At 58.6% G+C, this 17,575-nt stretch carries 9 protein-coding genes and 1 pseudogene; 3 read left to right on the top strand and 7 right to left on the bottom strand.

The window, feature by feature from the left end; translation table 11 throughout:
* Positions 1–7 precede the first annotated feature (7 nt).
* Positions 8–622 (top strand): hypothetical protein, encoded by a 615-nt coding sequence (locus ACA373_RS17355; protein WP_253456554.1) that lies wholly within the window; start codon positions 8–10, stop codon positions 620–622.
* Positions 623–682: 60 nt separating this feature from the next.
* On the opposite strand, the gene ACA373_RS17350 is transcribed toward ACA373_RS17355, so the two are convergent.
* The 7 genes and pseudogenes from ACA373_RS17350 to ACA373_RS17320 form a co-directional block, all read right to left on the bottom strand.
* On the bottom strand, positions 683–1,201 hold the full coding sequence (locus ACA373_RS17350) for an RcnB family protein (protein WP_369895374.1): 519 nt from the start codon (positions 1,199–1,201) through the stop codon (positions 683–685).
* A gap of 135 nt (positions 1,202–1,336) precedes the next feature.
* Positions 1,337–2,503 (bottom strand): HlyD family efflux transporter periplasmic adaptor subunit, encoded by a 1,167-nt coding sequence (locus ACA373_RS17345; RefSeq protein ID WP_253456558.1) that lies wholly within the window; start codon positions 2,501–2,503, stop codon positions 1,337–1,339.
* A complete protein-coding gene (locus ACA373_RS17340; protein WP_370734882.1) occupies positions 2,500–4,674 on the bottom strand; it encodes a type I secretion system permease/ATPase in 2,175 nt (724 codons plus the stop codon). The genes ACA373_RS17345 and ACA373_RS17340 overlap by 4 nt, the downstream gene beginning before the upstream one ends.
* Positions 4,652–6,094, bottom strand: coding sequence for a TolC family outer membrane protein (locus ACA373_RS17335; RefSeq protein WP_370734881.1), 1,443 nt, complete (start codon positions 6,092–6,094; stop codon positions 4,652–4,654). The genes ACA373_RS17340 and ACA373_RS17335 overlap by 23 nt, the downstream gene beginning before the upstream one ends.
* Positions 6,095–6,153: 59 nt before the next feature.
* The gene (locus ACA373_RS17330; RefSeq protein ID WP_370734880.1) at positions 6,154–13,863 is read right to left on the bottom strand and encodes a BapA/Bap/LapF family large adhesin; all 7,710 of its coding nucleotides are present in this window, start codon (positions 13,861–13,863) and stop codon (positions 6,154–6,156) included.
* Positions 13,864–14,067: 204 nt separating this feature from the next.
* A complete protein-coding gene (locus tag ACA373_RS17325; RefSeq protein WP_253456568.1) occupies positions 14,068–14,349 on the bottom strand; it encodes a hypothetical protein in 282 nt (93 codons plus the stop codon).
* A gap of 680 nt (positions 14,350–15,029) precedes the next feature.
* Positions 15,030–15,191, bottom strand: a pseudogene (locus ACA373_RS17320) (LysR family transcriptional regulator); the annotation flags it as partial.
* Positions 15,192–15,356: 165 nt separating this feature from the next.
* Here ACA373_RS17320 and ACA373_RS17315 point away from each other — a divergent pair.
* Together ACA373_RS17315 and ACA373_RS17310 are read left to right on the top strand one after the other, a co-directional pair.
* Positions 15,357–16,559 carry a multidrug effflux MFS transporter gene (locus ACA373_RS17315; RefSeq protein ID WP_301730593.1) on the top strand — a complete coding sequence of 401 codons (1,203 nt, stop codon included), beginning with the start codon at positions 15,357–15,359 and terminating at the stop codon, positions 16,557–16,559.
* 159 nt (positions 16,560–16,718) lie between these two features.
* Positions 16,719–17,570, top strand: coding sequence for an aldo/keto reductase (locus ACA373_RS17310; RefSeq protein WP_301730592.1), 852 nt, complete (start codon positions 16,719–16,721; stop codon positions 17,568–17,570).
* Positions 17,571–17,575: the final 5 nt, after the last annotated feature.

The raw sequence follows: 17,575 nt of genomic DNA, 5'->3' as shown, positions 1-17,575 counted from the left end.
GGGCGTTATGCAATCTGATTTACTTTTTATCCGCCGCAAGGCGTTGGCTTTTATTGGCTGCGCGCTGTTTCTGGCCGCCATGATGGGAATGGTTTTTATCGATGTTCGCTGGATGAACGATGGCGTACACGAAACCTCATTTACTGAAATCGCTCAGGAACTGATGCTGCTGGCTATCGCGCTGCTCTATTTTCATGGCGCATATCGACAGCCTGCCATCAGGCCGACGCTGATATTAATCGGCGGCTTCTTCACCTGTATGCTGATCCGCGAGCTGGATTTCCTGTTCGACGAGCTGTCACACGGCAGCTGGGTGTGGTTCGCGTTGGCCACTGCCGCCGCGTGCGTCGTTATTGCCGTGCTTCAGCCAAAGCGCGCCGTGAAAGGCCTGGCCGATCTGCTGCGTCATCCTGCCTGGGGCATGTTGTGCGCGGGTTTGCTGACCATTCTGGTGTTTGCTCGCCTGTTCGGTATGCGCGACCTGTGGCAGCACCTGATGCTGGATGGCTATAACCATACGGTGAAAAACATGGCGGAGGAAGGCTGCGAACTGCTGGGCTATAGCCTGTGCCTGCTGGCTTCGCTGGGGTATCTGTATGGCGATCGGGCAAAGGCGGAATAAAAAACGCCGCCTCGCCAATACTCGTAAAGCCCGACGTTTAACGCCGGGCTTTTTTATAGCTTATTGCTTGTAAAAAATGTCGCCGGATTCCACTTTCAGGATGCGGCCATCTTCTTTAGAAATCTGCACGTAGTTGCCGCCCATATAGGTCCAGCTGGTGCCCTGCTCAGGCGCAGGCAGGTTGCGGGTTTTCCAGTCCACAATTTCATATTTTTTAGTGCGGTAGCGGTCAGGCACCACGCTGCCGATAGTGAAACGCTGGAAATCGGCAAAAAAGTACTGAATTTCATAAGGATGGGCCGGATCGCGCTGCGGCGCGGCCGTTTCGCCTGAAGGCGTCTGCGCCTGAGAAGGCGTTTGTGCTTCCGGCGCGATCGGCGCGGCGGATGGGGCATCCGTAGCTGGCGCATCCGTAGCTGGCGCATCCGTGGCTGGCGTATTCGCAGCTGGGGCATCCGTGGCTGGCGCGGCGGCGGCAGGATCCTGCTGCGTCTGAACATCTTCTGCAAAAGCCGTAGACACTAACGGCGTGGCAGCCAGTAAAAAAGCAGAAAAGAGAATGGACGTCGACTTACTCATGAGTTTCTCCGCTGAAAATGAAATTATCAGGTGGCACCGGTCAGCGAGGAAGCGCCACTTCGTCACGCGCACATTATCGTTTCTTTTCAGGCAAGGGAAGCAGGAAAAAGCGTGGTCTGCCCTTTTCGCCCAGCGTTATCTTTCGCGTAGCGCCTCTTTCGCCCGGTTCAGCGGTTTCAACAGGTAAGCCATAATGGTTTTGCTGCCGGTATGGATTTCCGCCATCGCGATCATCCCCGGATGCACCGGGAATTTTTTCCCTTTTTTATTAAGCAGATAATCTTTTTCGGTACGCACATAGACGCGATAGTAGTAGTTGTCCCGATGCACCTCGTCCTGGAGGGTATCCGGCGATATGGAAGCCACTTTCCCCTCAAGGCCGCCATAGATATTAAAATCATAGGCGGTCAGCTTGACCACGGCGCGCTGGCCCGGCGTGATAAAAGCCACGTCGCGCGGCGAAATCTGCGCTTCAATCAGCAGCTGTTCATCCAGCGGCACCAGCTCCATCAGGTTGCCGCGCTGCGGGATCACGCCGCCCACCGTGTTGACCTCGATCGCTTTGACGATACCCCTGACCGGCGCGACTATCGTCGTGCGCTTCAGCGCATCGGCGCGTCCGATGATGACCGATCGCTGCGAAGCGGCCTCGGCATTGGCTTTCGCCAGGTCCTCCCGCGCGTGCACGATGTACTGATTTTGCGCGTCGTTCAGCTTGCTTTGCAGATCGTTAGCCTGTCTTTTCAGCCGCAGCACTTCCACGTCGCTGGCCGCGCCCTGCGCCACCAGCGAAGCGGTCAGCTTAAGCTCGCGGTTGATCAACGTCAGAGCTTCACGCAGGCCGCTCAGCGTTTTGTCCAGGTTCTCCCTGCGCGAGCGATACAGCGCCGTCTCGGCCGCCACCAGATCGCCGTCCTCCAGCACCTCGGGCGGAAAATTCAGCTCGCTGCCCGCCGTTTCCGCCTGTAAACGGGCCGCCGTCGCCAGCGCCGCCCGCATTCTTGCCGTGCTCTCCTGTAGCCCGGAATCCAGCTGCGTGGGATCCAGCAACGCCAACACCTGGCCCGCCTCCACCACGTCGCCTTCACGCACTTTCAGCGTTTGCAGAATGCCGCCTTCCAGCGACTGCACGATCTGCGCGTGGCTGCTGGGGATGACTTTGCCGACGCCGACCGTGACCTCATCCAGTTCAAACAGGCTGGCCCAGAGAAAAAACAGCAGCAGCATCGTCAGCAGCGACCAGACGATTAGCGCGCTGCCGCGCGCGGCCGTTTTTTTGCGCCCTCTGAAGCGTCCGCTCATGATGACGCCTCCGTTTTGCGGCGCGGCGCGGCCGGTTTAACCAGCAGCTGCTCCTTCGTCCCGTCACGCACGATTTTGCCGTTATCCAACAGCAAAATACGATCCACCAGCTGCATCACTGCCGGTCGGTGCGTGGCGATAATCAGCGTTTTCTCGCCCGACCAGGCCTTAAGCTTTTCGATCAGGCGGCTTTCGGCGGCGTCGTCCAGCCAGGCCGTCGGCTCATCCAGCAGCAGCACGGCGGGCTGGCGCAACAGTGCGCGGGCCAGCAGCAGCAGCTGGCGCTGCCCGCCGGACAAGCCTTTGCCGCCCTCGTGAAGCAGATAGTCCAGGCCTTCCGGCAGCTGGCGGATAAAGGTCATAGCGCCAGCGATAGCCAGCGCTTCCTGCATCTCCTCCTCCGTAGCCAGCGGCATTCCCAGGCGCAAATTCTGACGGATGGTGCCGAAAAACAGCGACGAGGACTGGCTGACCAGGCTGACGTCGCGCCGGACATCCAGCGGATCGAGCGTGTCGAGCCGGACGCCATCCAGCAGCAGCGCGCCCTGCGTAGGCCGCAGCAGCCCGGCCAGCATTTGCAGCAGCGTGGATTTGCCAGATCCGTTGCGGCCCAGCAGAGCGATTTTTTCGCCGGGCTTGATGGTCAGCTTATCGAGCGCCAGCGCCGCCTGGGCGGCTTCAGGGCTGTAGCGATAGACAATACCGTCCAGGCTGTAGTCGCCGTACAGTTTTGCGCGATGCACCTGCGCCCCGCGCTCGGGCTGGTCTACCTCGCTGTTTAGCAGGCTTGCCAGCCCTTCTCGGGCGACTTTCGCCTGCTGCCAGCGGCTAAAAATCATCGCCAGCTGGCCCAGCGGCGCCATCATGCGCGAGGCCAGCATCGAGCAGCCAATCAGCACGCCGGTGGAGATATCGCCGTCCATCGCCAGCAACGCCCCCACCAGCACCACGCTGACATAGGCCAGCGTCTGTACCTCGCTGGTCCAGCTGGCCAGCAGCCCGCTGATAAAACGCTGCCTGACCGTCGCCTTGCCGATCGTTTCGTTCAGGTGGTTCCACTGGTTCTGAAAGTAAGGCTCGCCGCGCAGCAGCTTGATATCGTCTGCGCCCTGCACCGACTCCACCAGCATGGCGTTACGCAGGGCCGACTCGCGCATGGTGGCTCTGGAAAGCTTCGCCAGCGGCCGCTGCGCCAGCAGTCCCGGCAGCACAATCAGCGGGATCGCCACCAGCGGCACCAGCACCAGCCAGCCGCCCAGCAGCCAGAGCACGATCAGAAAGAGGATCAGAAACGGCAGATCGGCCACGGCGGAGATAGTGGTGGAGGCGATCAGCTCGCGCAGCTGTTCCAGCTCGCGGATCTGCGCGATAAAAGATCCGGTTGATTTTGGCCGCGCGTCGCTACGGATGCGCAAGGCGTGGCCGAAGACCTTGTCGGAAATACGCAAATCGGCGCGCTTGCCGGCCCAGTCGGAAATATAAGTGCGGGCCATGCGCAGGATAAAGATAAAAGTCAGCGCAATCATGACGCCGCCAAACAGTACCCACAGCGACGGCACGGACTGCGAAGGAATAATGCGGTCGTACACCTGCATGGTAAACAGCATCGCCGCCAGGCCCAGCACGTTGATCATCAGCGAGGCGAACATGATGTTGATCCAGCTCGGCCACTCCCGCAGCAGCGTCTGCCACAGCCAGCTGGCGCGGTAAGGCTGAATATAGTCGTCGACTCTGGCGTCGGGCACGGCGGTTTCAGGGCGGGCAAGCAGCACGCGCTGCGCATAGCGGCCCAGCTCGTCCACGCTGAGCACGCTTTGCAGCTGTTTTTCGCCGGTCAGCATCACGCTCGCCTGGCCTTGGGCGCTCAGCGACGTAACCACGCCGACGCCGCGCGCGCCGAAATCCACCACCAGCGGCAGCCGCCAGGCGTCCAGCCAGTCGGGATGGAAGTCGTCAAACAGCACCAGCAGGCCGAGCTGGCGCGCCATGTTTTCAATCAGCTTGTCCTGCGGCAGCTGTCGCAGCTGCCACTCCGCCTCGCCTTTTACCCGCTCTGGCGAAGCCTCAAGGCGATAATGCCTGGCGATCAGCAGCAGGGCTTCCAGCCACGGCAGGTAGCGGCTTTTTTCAGTATGGCCGGTGGCGTCGTTATCTGAGAAAGGGTTGTTCATAAGGCTCATTTTTCACTGTTTGCCGCTGCGCCTGGACGGCCGGCATATTGATGCTGAAGGCGTCTCTGGCCATACCGGCCAGCGCAAGATAAGTTACTTCGGCGGCCCAAAGGTCGCGGCGGGCGTTGATAAGATCCAGCTCCGCGCGGCTGATTTCCTGTTCGGCGTTGAGCAAATCAAGCACGTTCCTGTTGCCCAGTGCCAGATATTGCTCGCGGTAAAGCGACCGCGTTTCGGTAATGGTGCGCAGCCGCCGGGCGAGGATGCTGATGTTGTTTTGCAGACCAACCATGCTCTGAAACGCGCTGCGTTGTCGGTCGGTCAGCTCCAGCTTCTGGCTGCTGATGGTTTCTCTGGCCGCGGCCAGCGCGCGCGCGCTGGCGTTTTCCTGCGCCGCCAGCGCGCCGCCCTGATAGAGGGTGCTGTTCAGGGAGAGATAGACGTTTTGATACTGGCTACGGCTCTGATAGCGGGCGATATCGCCGATATATTTGTTGCTGCTGGCTTCCAGCGACAGCGTGGGATAATGCTGCGCTTTGCTGCTGCGCAGGTCGGCGCTGGCGATGGCGGCGTCGGCCTGTGCGATAAGGATGGTGGGGTTTCTGTTCAGATCGAGCGTGGTGCCCAGTTTGCGGATCAGCGGTTGTAGATCCAGCGGCGTGGCGAGCGGCCTGTCCGCGATCGGCTGGCCCAGCAGCGCCTGAAGGTGGTACTTCGCCTGGCGAAGTTTGATCTCGCTCTCCTGCTGCTGCGCCTCGGCCGCTTCAACGCGTGCCTGCGCCTGTACGGGATCGACGCGCGTGCTGGCGCCCGCCGTCGCGCGCAGCTGCGTAAGCCGTAAAATATCCTGCAGCGCCCTGACCTGTTTGCGTGCGTTATCAAGCTGCTGCGTATAGCGACAGACCTCGTTCAGCGCCAGCGCCGTTTGCTCAATCACGCTATCGACCTGCGCCAGCAAAGCGGCCTGCTGTCGCAGATAACCGGCCGTTGCCCGATCCACCGCGCCGCCGGTTTTGCCAAAGTCATAAAGCATTTGCGACAGCCCCAGCGTGGCGATTTGCCCGCTGCCTTCGTCCTGCTGTCGGCCCGAGGTAACCCCCGCTTTAATCGCGGGAAGGTAGCCCGCGCTGGCGTTATCGATGCTAAAGCCCGCCGACTCCAGCGAGGCGATGCTGCTGCTGATGGCCGGATGGTGCTGCACCGCCAGCAGGATCGCGGCGTGCCAGTCGACGGGCAGCGTTTTGCCGTCGCCCGTCGGCAGCATATCGGTCTGGTCTGCGGCGGCCTCAGGCAGGGTGTCCGGCGCGCCGGAAAAAAGCCCCCAGAATCCATCAGGCGCTTCTTTCGGCGGCGACGGCTGCGCAAGGCTGACACAAGGCAGCGCCAGCAGGCAGCAAAAGGCGGTAAAACGTCTTTCCATAGCTTCATCCTGAAAATCCCTGGCCAGGCCGGGCGGCAGGCGCGTCGCCCGGCGCTTGCTCAGCCAATAACGATATCGTCTTCGATATAGAGCTGCACCAGCGAGCCGTCGGCGGCCGTGCTGGTGTAGTGCTCGTAGCTGATGCCGTCCGCCAGCAGGGCCGTCGATTGCGTCCAGCTGCCGTTTAGCGTCACCGTATCGCCTTCCGCGCCCCTGACGTAGAGCGTGTTATTGTCGTCGGTGATATTGAACAGGCTTTCCGCGCTGACGGTCAGGCTGTCGTTAACGCTGTCGTCCAGCATATCTACGGCTTCGATATTGCTGACTCGGGCGGAGATAGCGCTCAGATCCAGCGAGCCGCTGCCGTGCCAGGCCAGGGTATCGCTGCCGTCCGCGCCGTTTATCGAGGTGAAGTCGGTATCGTAAAGCTGGAATATATCGCTGCCGCCGGAGCCGCTAAAGGTGAGCGCGCCGCCCGCGCTGCCGTCCACCGTCACCCCTAAGCTGACGCTCAGCGACGCGCTGCTGCCGTCCGATAAGGTGTAGGTGAAGGTATCGGTATGGCCGCTTTGCGCGGCCGCCTCATCCGGCACGTAGCGGTAGTGGCCCGCGCCGTCGATAGCCAGCGTACCCCAGTAGCCTTGCAGACTCGCGGCCTCGCCGTCGACCACGGCGGTTTCGCCATTCTGGCTGACGGAGACGAGCGTCAGATCCTGCATTTCTTCGGCGCTCAACGAGCCTTCAATCCCGGCGGTTACTTCGTTAAAGGTTATGCCTTCCTGTACGTAAAGCTTAATAGCCGTGCCATTGAGCGTGGCGCTGGTGTAAAGCGTATAAACGATGTTATTCAGCGTTTCCACGCCGCTGACCAGCCACTCGCCCGCCAGAGAAAGCGAATCCTCGCTGCCGCCGCGTACGTAAAGCGCGTTGCCGTCGCCGGTGACGCTGGCGATATCATCAACGTTCAGCGTCAGCACCGCCGCCGCACCGTTATCCTGAAGATCTATCGCCTCGATATTGCTGACCTTACCGGCAAGATCGCTCAGCCGCAGCTCGCCCTCGCCGCGCCAGACCAGCGTATCGTGACCGGCCTTGCCGTCCAGCACGGTCAGCTGCGTGTCGTAAATCGCAAAGCTGTCGTCGCCGACCGTGCCCGCGAAGGTCAGCGCGCCGCCGCCCAGGCCATCCACCGCCACGCCCGGCGTCACCGTCAGCGTTTGCGTGGTGCCGTCGCTCAGCAGATACGTAAAGGCATCTTCGCTGCTGGCAAGCGGGATCGTCGAGCCGCTGGCCAGCGTATAGGTGTAGCTGCCGTCGCTGTGAATGGTCAGCGAGCCATATTCGCCAACGATCGTCGTACCCGCCGCCGCTACCAGCGTGTAGCTGGCCGCGCCGGTGACGATGCCTGCCGCAATAGATTTCACTATCAGGCCGTTATCGCTGGTAAAGACGGATCCGGCGCTGCTGGCATCGGCGGTAACCTGATAGTCGGTGGTGCTGACGATATTGACCGCCACCTCGATCGCCAGTTCGTCATAAACCGTGAGCAACAGCAGGCTGGTGTGGCCGCTCTGCGTGGTGTCGATGGTCAGACGATAAGTGCCGACCGGCTGGTCAGAAAGCGTCACGTTCAGCGCGCTGCTGCTGGTCAGCGCCTGTGAGCCGCCGGTGACGGTTTCCCAGGCGAAGGTCTGCCCGTTGTAGCGCTGCAATGACCACGTGGCCGACACGCTGTTATCGGCATCGATCGAGGCGCCGGAGACGCTGAAGCCGATCGCCTGTTGGTCGCTACTGCTGGCGATGACGAAGCTGTCGCTGATAAAACTGTTGCTTTCCTCCTCCACGGTAACCGTCTGCGCCACGCTGTCGCTGAGCAGTGTCACCTGGCCGGTGACGTCGGCGGCATTGTTTTCCGCTGCGGTTTCCGTAGCGCTGAAGGCTATTTCGCTGTCGACCAGCAGGGTAACGCTTTGCCCGTCGGCCGCGGTGCTGACGTAGCGGTCGTAGCTGGCGTTGTTAAGCACCTCGCTGCCGATCCACTGCCAGCTGCCGCCCAGCGTCAGCGTATCGCCAGCCTCGCCTTTCACGTAAAGCGTGTTGTCGTCATCGGTAATATCCGCCACGTTTTGCGCGGAAATCAGCAAATTGCCCGCGTCGGCGGCCAGCTCGATCTCTTCAATATTGCTGACTTTGTCCGCGATCTCACTGACCGTCAGCGTGCTGGCGCGCCAGACCAGCGTATCCAGCCCGGCGCCGCCATCGATACTGGCGAAGTCGCTGCCGTCAACGTTAAAAAGATCGTTGCCGTCCGTGCCCGTAATCGCTTCTGCGGCGACCACGTCATATTCACTGCCTGACGAGCTGTCCTGGTAGCTCGCCGCCGAAAGCGCAACCGACTGCTGCACGTTGAGATCGACAGCGACGCCCGCCCCGGTCGTGCCTGTGTAATGCGTGTACAAAACGCTGTTTATCACCGTGGTGCCGCTGTTGATCCAGCTTCCCACCAGCGTAACGGTGTCGCCCGCTGCGCCGGTAACGGTGAGCGTATTCACGTCGTTGGTGATATCGACCACGTCCTGAGCAGTGACCACCACGCTGCCGCTGCTTTCTGCCGCGAGCGCCAGGGTTTCGATATTGCTGACTCTGGCGGCGACATCGCTCAGCACCAGTTCGGCCTTGCCGTACCAGGCCAGGGTATCGCTGCCGTCCGCGCCGTCCATCTGCGCAAAATCCGTATCGTAAACCGCGAAAACGTCATTCGCCTCCGTGCCCTGGAATACCAGCGCGCCGCCATTGCTGCCGTCAACCTCCACGCCCAGGTTGACGGTAAGCGTGGCCGTAACCACCTTGCCGTTCACCCCTTGCAGCGCGTAGGTAAAGATATCCTGAGAGCCTGACGGCAGCGTGGTGGCATCCGGCGTATAGAGATAGGTGCCGTCGCTATAGAGCAGCAGCGTGCCATATTCGCCGACCAGGGTGATGCCGCTTTCGGTTACGGCAACGTAGCTGCTGTCGACGTCGGTATCGGCACTGCCGTCGCCCGCTTTGGCGTAAAGCCGGGTATAAATGGAGCTGAGCTTGTCGATGGCGCCGTCGATGCCCTCGTCGGTCAGCAGGTTGCCTGAAGCGGCCTGGCTGGCGGTGATCTCATAGTCCGTGGTGCTGGTTACGGAGACAGCCATATCCAGTATCACGTCGTTGTCCGCGCCCGTGGTGACGATGGCGAGGCGCCAGGTACCGGCCTCCTCAACCAGCGTCGATATATCCAGCGTCAGCAGCACCTCGCCGTTGTGATCGCCCGCCGGCACCACAAGATTATCGGTCGTTACCGTTGTCCAGCTGCCGTCGCTGCCCAGCTGCTGAAGTTCATAAGCGATGTTTTTCTCGGTGGCAAAATCGTTGCCGAACAGCCCCTGCTCGGTTTTCAGCGTCAGCGTGCCGGACACCCGATCGTCGGCGGAGACCAGCGTAAAGGCGCTGGTATAGTTCACCGTGCCGCCCGTTGTCAGCACCACATCCGTATCGCTGGCTTCGGTGGTGCGCCAGCTTACGGCTACGCTGGCGTCGGCAGCATTGGCGGAAGCAATATCCGTGACGGCGTCGGCGCTGGGATCGGTAGCATCCCAGCTGAGCGTCAGCGCATCGTTGGTGCTGCCGATCTGGATATAGAGCTGCGCTGAAGAGGTCTTGCCGGTGGCGGAGTCGGTCAGGGTATAGGTAAAGACTTCGACCTTGCCGATACTGTTCATCGAGACGGCAGGGATATATTCATAGCTGCCGTCGCCGCCGATCATCAGCATGCCGTACTGGCCGACCAGCGTAGTTTTGGTGATGGCGCCCAGCGTCACTTTAGTCACGTTGCCATCGCTATTGGTAACGCTGACGGAAGAAACCAGGGTCGAGGCGCCGTGCGGGATCGTGTCTGGGCCGTAGATCCCGTCCGCATCGCTCATTACGTTGCCTGCCGCCGTGGTGTAATCGGTGGTGGTGGCCTCTTCGGCCAGGGTATAAACCGTCTCCCGCGCTTCGAGATCGAAGCTGGCGCCAATGTTAATGCCCGCCGTGGTATAAACCAGCTGATAGGTTCCGGCGGTCAGACCGGACAGCGTCAGCGTGGCAGTATTGGCTCCTGAGCCAAACAGGCCGAACAGATTGCTGCTGCCTCCCTGCGAAACATCTACCCATTCGCCGGTGGCAGAGTGGTACTTTTGCAGGATCAGCGTGGAGTTGCTGGCAACGTTCAGGAAGGCGGACGAGGTAGCCGTTACGTTAAGATCGATAAAGGTGCCGTCCGCCACCACGATCGCATCGCTGACAATGGTGTTATTAATCGCAATCAGGCCGCTGTCGCTGATTAAGGTGCCCAGATCGTCCTCTACGCTGACCGGATAGGTAAAGCCAACCGCTGCGTTGGTGCTGATATTATCCATCGCCGTCAGGATAACGGCCTGCACATCCAGGTTGAGCGTGGCGGACGGCGCGCTGCTGTTGCCCGCTTCATCCGTCACCGTAAACGTCAGCTCGTGGCTGCCATCGTATAATCCGTCTTCATCGGTAAACTGCCAGCTGCCGTCTTCGGCTACGGTCGCCTCTCCCACTTTTTCACCTTTGTCGTAAAGCGTGACGGTTGCGCCCGGCTCCGCGCTGCCGCTGAAGGTGGCTTTGCTGTCGGTCAGCGTCTCTGTGCGGTCTACGACGATACCGGCTTCATCCGTAATCACGATGGAGGCGGGATCGATGCCTTCCGGCGCGATGGTGTCGACGGTGTAGTCAATCGCCGCTGATGCGCCGCTGGTATTGCCCGCCTCGTCGATTACCTCAAAGGAAATATCGTGATCGCCTTCCGCCAGCGGTTGGTCCGGCGTGAACGACCAGCTGCCGCCTTCGCTTACCGTGGTTTCACCGAGCGCCGTATCGCCGTCGCTGATTATTACGGTCGCGCCCGGTTCGGCGTTGCCGCTGAAGGTTGGCGTGGTGGCGGATGTGGCGCTGGCCGAATCGATGGCTGTACCGTCGGGATTGGTGATGATGACGGCCGGTGTTTCAATACCTTCCGGCGCGGTGGTATCGACGGTGTAGTCAATCGGCGCTGACGCGCCGCTGGTATTGCCCGCCCCGTCCACCACTTCAAATGAGAAGCTGTGATCGCCCTCCGCCAGCGGCTGGTCCGGCGTGAGTGACCAGCTGCCATCTTCGTTTACCGTGGTTTTGCCAACGACCTCGCCACCGTCGCTGACCACCACCGTGCAGCCCGGCTCCGCAATGTCGCCGTTGAAGGTCGGCGTGGTGACGCTGGTAGCGCCGGACGGATCGATGGCGATGCCGGCGGGATTGGTAATGATAACGAGCGAGGTATCAATGCTTTCCGGCGCAGTAATATCGACGATGTAGTCAATCGGCGCTGACGCGCCGCTGGTATTGCCCGCCTCGTCCACCGCTTCAAACGAGAAGCTGTGTTCGCCCTCCGCCAGCGGCTCGTCCGGCGTGTACGACCAGCTGCCGTCTTCCTCCACAACCGTCTCGCCAATGATCTCGTCGCCATCGCTGACCACCACGGTCGCACCCGGCTCCGCGCCGTCGCCGCTGAAGGTCGGCGTGGTGACGCTGGTAGCGCCGGACGGATCGATGGCGATGCCGGCGGGATTGGTGATGATAATGAGCGAGGTATCAATGCTTTCCGGCGCAGTAATATCGACGATGTAGTCAATCGGCGCTGACGCGCCGCTGGTATTGCCCGCCTCGTCCACCGCTTCAAACGAGAAGCTGTGGTCGCCCTCCGCCAGCGGCTCGTCCGGCGTGTACGACCAGCTGCCGTCTTCGTTTACCGTGGTTTCGCCGAGCGCCACATCACCGTCGCTGACCACCACGGTCGCGCCCGGTTCGGCGCTGCCGCTGAAGGTCGGCGTGGTGGCGGATGTGGCGCCGGACGGATCGATGGCGTTGCCGTCGGGATCGGTGATAACAACGGCTGAGGCATCCGGAACGTCCGGCGCGGTGGTATCAACGGTGTAGCCGACAGAGTCAGAAGGGCCGCTGCCGTTGCCCGCCTCGTCGATTATTTCGAAGGAGATATCGTGATCGCCCTCCGCCAGCGGCTCGTCCGGCGTGTACGACCAGCTGCCGTCTTCGTTTACCGTGGTTTCGCCAACGACCTCGCCACCGTCGCTGACCACCACCGTGCTGCCCGGCTCCGCGCCGTCGCCGCTGAAGGTCGGCGTGGTGGCGGATGTGGCGCCGGACGGATCGATGGCGGTGCCGTCGGGATCGGTGATAACAACGGCTGAGGCGTCCGGCACGTCCGGCGCGGTGGTATCAACGGTATAGTCGACAGAGTCAGAAGGGCCGCTGCCGTTGCCCGCCTCGTCGATTATTTCGAAGGAAATATCGTGATCGCCCTCCGCCAGCGGCTCGTCCGGCGTGTACGACCAGCTGCCGTCTTCGTTTACCGTGGTTTCGCCGAGCGCCACATCACCGTCGCTGATGATGACGGTCGCGCCCGGCTCCGCGCCGTCGCCGCTGAAGGTTGGCGTAGGATCTGAGGACGCGCTGCCCGGATCGATGGCGTTGCCCGCTTCATCCGTAATCACTACGCCGGCAGTATCCACCCCTTCCGGCGCAGTGACATCAATCACCAAATCAACACTGTTGCTACTGCTGACGCCGTTTATATCGGGGCCAATAACCGTGATAGTGTAGGCACCTTCCGGTAACGCTTCCGGCGTAAACGTCCAGCTGCCGTTTGCCTCGACTACCGTTTCGCCCAGCAGCGCATCACCGTTAGCGATCGTCACCGTGCCGCCCGGCTGATAATTGCTGCCGCTGAACATCGGCGTGCTGTCGCGGGTCGCCTCGCCGCTGTTGATAATGTTGCCGCTGTCATCAGCAATCACTACGACAGGCACTATGCCTTCAGGCGCGGGGATATCCTCGTCCAGGATATTTTCCGGATCGATTAAGCCATCTTCGCCACCGTTTTCGGTTTCGGTATTGCTCTGAGCGTCCACCACTACGTCCACGCTGTCGCTGACGCCGTTGCCGTTTATATCTGTGCCATCCACAACGATAGTGTGACCGCCATCCGCCAGCGCCTCGTTCGGCGTAAAGCTCCAGCGCCCGTTTTCATCCACGGTGGTTTCGCCAATGACGGCTCCTCCATCGCTGATTACGACGGTGGATCCCGGCGCCATGCCTTCTCCGCTTAACGTAAGCGTGCTGTCGCTGATGGTATCGCCGCTGTTGAGGATATTGCCGCTGGCGTCGGTTAAAACGATGGATGGGCTGACCGTGGACGCGGCATCATCGTCGGATGAAGAGCCGCCGCCGCTGGAATGATTCGAGACGCCGATGCCGATCAGCAGCGCAGCTGCACCAATCCCCCCTCCCGCAGCCAGCATGACGCTATTGTCCCCCACGGTCAGAAGTTCAGCGGAAGTATCGGTGAGCTCATACACGGCAGAAGCCGGGTCATAGTCAAAGGCATACACGACGCCGTCCGGATCGGAGGCGGTCACGGCTGGCGGCACGTCCGGCGCGTAATTATCCAGCAATACCTCATAATTTTCGCCGGTGGCTTCGTCTGCCCATGTCAGCTTAAGACCGCTATTGCTTTTGGTGGCTTTAATTTGCGCGGGAAGGTTGCCATCATTACTGTGCACTTCAAAAGTAGAGGCGTTTGCAGGCGGCGTCAGAGAAAGAGGCTGTTGTGGAATTAAGTTGTGTCTGGCAATGACTTTACCGCTGACATCTTTGATGATTAATTGTAGGTTCATTTTTTCACCGATAATATATTTAAAATATATGAATAGCTTTCCGAAAATCACTACCCCGGTTGGAAAAAACAAATCATTACGGCCTGTTCAGGGACAGGCGTCTTTTTATTAAAAAGATAAGCGTCAAAAGTAATCTTAAAAAATTAAATCAGAATCAATAATATTCTGCCGTATTTAATCATTTTTTGTTATCACGACCGTGCATTAAACAGCGTCGGCTGCGCTTGTTTTTTTCTGAAAATAATACGGCCTGATCATATCGCCTTTAAGGTAAACGCCTTTACCGCCCGTCATCTGGCAAAAGGTAATAAAATCATGAGGTACATGCAGTGAAAGCAGACGAAACTGCAACAGCTGCATCACCTGCCACAGCCGTTGATTGGAAGATTGCAGTCCATGACGATCCCAAACGTGATAGAGAATATCTTTGAACAGTACGGCATTGTCGTTGGCGTTCTGTAACAGGAAAAGAAGCAGACGCAGCATGGTCTCCCGCAGCCGATATTCTTTGATAGCGCTGTGGTTTCTCTTATCGAAATTGGAAATTCTACGATGGCTCAGATCAAACTGGACGTATTGTCCAATGTAGTAGCCTGCAATAATTTTCCCCAACGGTGCCTCCGATATAAGACGCTTACGGAAATCTTATTGCATTAATATTACATGTTTAAATTAATAATTTAAGCGCTTTGTTAAGAATGATAAAGATAAACAGATACATCTATACAATAAAATAAAAGCAGCATAAAAGCCTAATCAGTTTGTTCACAAGCCGTTAATAATAACATCTGTATAACAACATCCCAGAATTCTCCCTGTCGTGACGCCGTTTTTTACTTAACGGATTATTTTAACTTCCTGACAAATTCAGAATTTAATTCTGATAAAAACAATCAGGAACGAACCTGAGTTATTTTTATATAAACTAAATCAAAGGGTTACCTATAAAATTGGGTTTATCCTGGTGCGTAAAGATTTTGCTGTCTGTAGGTCAATAAACAACAATAAGGAGGATAAATACTGCTGTAAATCCTTGCTGACCGTCACGATTGTCCGGGCGTCAGCCTGTTGTCCAGCCAGTGTGTCGGGCGCGGAACCGGTATGACAGGTTCCCTCCCCCTACATCCATTTAAAATCGTATTAATTATTAATAACTTATATTCTTTTTAAAGCGGGTATTGCTTTGCAAAGACTTCGGCGAACCAGTCTATAAATACCCGGACTTTAGGTGAAAGGTAACGCCGATCGGGGTACAGAATGGATACGGGTTTAGTGACGGTGGCGTAATCGGTCAGGACTTCCGTCAATCTGCCGGCCTGGATATGCGGCTCTCATGGCGGCTTTCTCCTCCTTTATCAGACAAACCGGTAGCGCTTTGTTTCTTAGCAGATAAACATTAATGAGCACCGCTCATATTGTCGTTTTTCGATAAGCCATTATCAGTCGCGGTTATTTCAGTAAGATAGGAAGACCTTTCCTTCAGATAATCATTTATGACTCCTTCTCAGGCTGGCGCGCTGATGGCGACTCGCAAAACCTCCGGCTTTCTTTTTGTCGCTATTCTTAGCGCATTAATGGCCTTTACCTCGTTATCCACCGATATCTATCTGCCCGCCATGCCCATAATGGCAAAAGAATTACAGGGCAATGTGGAATTAACCATTACCGGTTTTTTGATTGGCTTTTGCCTGGCCCAGCTGATTTGGGGGCCGTTGAGCGACCATTTTGGCCGTCGGCTACCGCTGTTTATCGGCATGGCGCTGTTTATTATCGGCTCGGCGGGCTGCGCGCTTTCCACGACCCTGACGCAGATTGTTTTCTGGCGCGTATTTCAGGCTTTGGGTGCCTGTACCGGCCCGATGCTGGCGCGCGCGATGATCCGCGATCTGTACAGCCGTACCCGCGCAGCACAGATGCTCTCTACGCTGATGGTTATTATGGCGATTGCGCCGATTATCGGCCCGCTGCTGGGCGGACAAATGATTAAGGTCGCCTCCTGGCATGCTATTTTCTGGCTGCTGGCCGTGATTGGCGTGCTAATGCTGATACTGTTAGCCTGGCTGCCGGAAACGCTGCCCGCAGAGAAACGCGTCAGGGCGTCTTTAACCAGCGCCTTTCATAACTATGCTCTGCTGCTGAAAAACAGCCAGTTTATGCGCTATACGCTCTGCGTAACCTTCTATTACGTGGCCGCCTACGCGTTTATTACCGGCTCGCCTTTTGTCTACATTACTTATTTCGGCATCGACCCGCAGTATTACGGCTGGCTGTTTGCGCTGAATATTGTTGGCGTGATGAGCGTCAGCCTGGTTAACCGGCGCCTGGTGCATCGCTATCCGCTTGAAACCCTGCTGAAATTCGCCGTGGTCGTTGCGGCCGTCGCCACCCTGGTGCTGGCGCTGGCTGCAAAACTGGCTATCGGCGGTGCCGTACTGATTGCGCTGCCGATTTTTATTTTTTTCGCCATGAACGGCATTGTCGCCGCCACGTCGACGGCCGCCGCGCTGGATAGCGTGCCGCATATGGCCGGTTCCGCCTCGGCATTGGTTGGTTCGCTACAGTACGGCAGCGGCATCGTCTCTTCCCTGTTGCTGGCAGGGTTCAGTGACGGCACGCCCTGGACCATGGCCTGGATTATCGCGCTCTTTACGGTCGCCAGCGCGATGATAGCGCTGACCACGCGGCCGGGGAATTAGCCGGTCAGCTGCCGACAGGATAGGTCAGCACTCGCTACAAGCCTGCCGCCGCTGGCTTCAGTTATGAGCATGGCTAATAAGCTCTTGCGCATTATCCCCTCTAATCGAATAAATCTTTCTGCCGTATGCTTTTTGGACTCGTAAACAAAAGGCAACGTCATGCAAACAGTCACGCTAAACAACGGAATTGCCATGCCCCTGCTGGGCTTTGGCGTTTTTCAGATGACGGATGCGGCAGAATGCGAACGCGCGGTTATCGATGCTCTGGCAACCGGCTACCGCTTAATAGACACCGCCGCGTCTTATCAGAATGAAACCCAGGTCGGTAACGCGCTGAAGCAGAGCGGCATTGCGCGCGACGAGCTGTTTATCACCACTAAATTATGGTTACAGGACGCCAGCTACGAGGGGGCAAAAGCGCAGTTCGAGCGCTCGCTGAACCGCCTACAGCTGGACTATGTCGATCTCTACCTGATCCACCAGCCCTATGGCGACGTACACGGCGCGTGGCGCGCGATGGAAGAGCTGCATCAGTCTGGCAAAATCCGCGCGATTGGCGTCAGTAATTTCCAGCCGGATCGGCTGGCCGATCTGATGGCTTTCAACACTGTGCCGCCTGCCGTGAATCAGGTGGAGGTGAATCCGTTTAACCAACAGCTGCACGCGGCACCGTGGATGCAGAGCCGTGGCATCCAGCCGGAAGCCTGGGCGCCTTTTGCCGAAGGCAGGAACGGCCTGTTCCAGCATCCGGTTCTGAGCGCTATCGGTGAAAAACAGGGCAAAAGCGTGGGCCAGGTGGTTTTACGCTGGCTTTTCCAACGCGGCATCGTGTCGCTGGCGAAATCCGTCCGTAAAGAGCGGATGGCAGAAAACATCAATATTCTCGACTTTACGCTGACCGACGCGGAAATGATGCAAATCGCCGCGCTGGATACGGCCACCAGCGCCTTCTTCTCGCATCGCGATCCGGCCATGGTGGAGTGGCTCACTAAACGCAAACTCGACGTCTGATGCCG

The sequence above is a fragment of the Erwinia sp. STN24 genome (assembly GCF_041320675.1).
Lineage (GTDB): Bacteria > Pseudomonadota > Gammaproteobacteria > Enterobacterales > Enterobacteriaceae > Erwinia > Erwinia aeris.
The sequence above is the reverse complement of the archived record's forward strand: the minus strand, read 5'-3'. Positions and strand labels throughout refer to the sequence as shown.

Excerpts from the sequence above, each read along its gene's own strand:
- ACA373_RS17355 (WP_253456554.1), top strand. The coding sequence starts at position 8 with ATGCAATCTGATTTACTTTTTATCCGCCGCAAGGCGTTGGCTTTTATT.
- ACA373_RS17350 (WP_369895374.1), bottom strand. The coding sequence starts at position 1,201 with ATGAGTAAGTCGACGTCCATTCTCTTTTCTGCTTTTTTACTGGCTGCC.
- ACA373_RS17345 (WP_253456558.1), bottom strand. The coding sequence starts at position 2,503 with ATGAGCGGACGCTTCAGAGGGCGCAAAAAAACGGCCGCGCGCGGCAGC.
- ACA373_RS17340 (WP_370734882.1), bottom strand. The coding sequence starts at position 4,674 with ATGAACAACCCTTTCTCAGATAACGACGCCACCGGCCATACTGAAAAA.
- ACA373_RS17335 (WP_370734881.1), bottom strand. The coding sequence starts at position 6,094 with ATGGAAAGACGTTTTACCGCCTTTTGCTGCCTGCTGGCGCTGCCTTGT.
- ACA373_RS17330 (WP_370734880.1), bottom strand. The coding sequence starts at position 13,863 with ATGAACCTACAATTAATCATCAAAGATGTCAGCGGTAAAGTCATTGCC.
- ACA373_RS17325 (WP_253456568.1), bottom strand. The coding sequence starts at position 14,349 with ATGCTGCGTCTGCTTCTTTTCCTGTTACAGAACGCCAACGACAATGCC.
- ACA373_RS17315 (WP_301730593.1), top strand. The coding sequence starts at position 15,357 with ATGACTCCTTCTCAGGCTGGCGCGCTGATGGCGACTCGCAAAACCTCC.
- ACA373_RS17310 (WP_301730592.1), top strand. The coding sequence starts at position 16,719 with ATGCAAACAGTCACGCTAAACAACGGAATTGCCATGCCCCTGCTGGGC.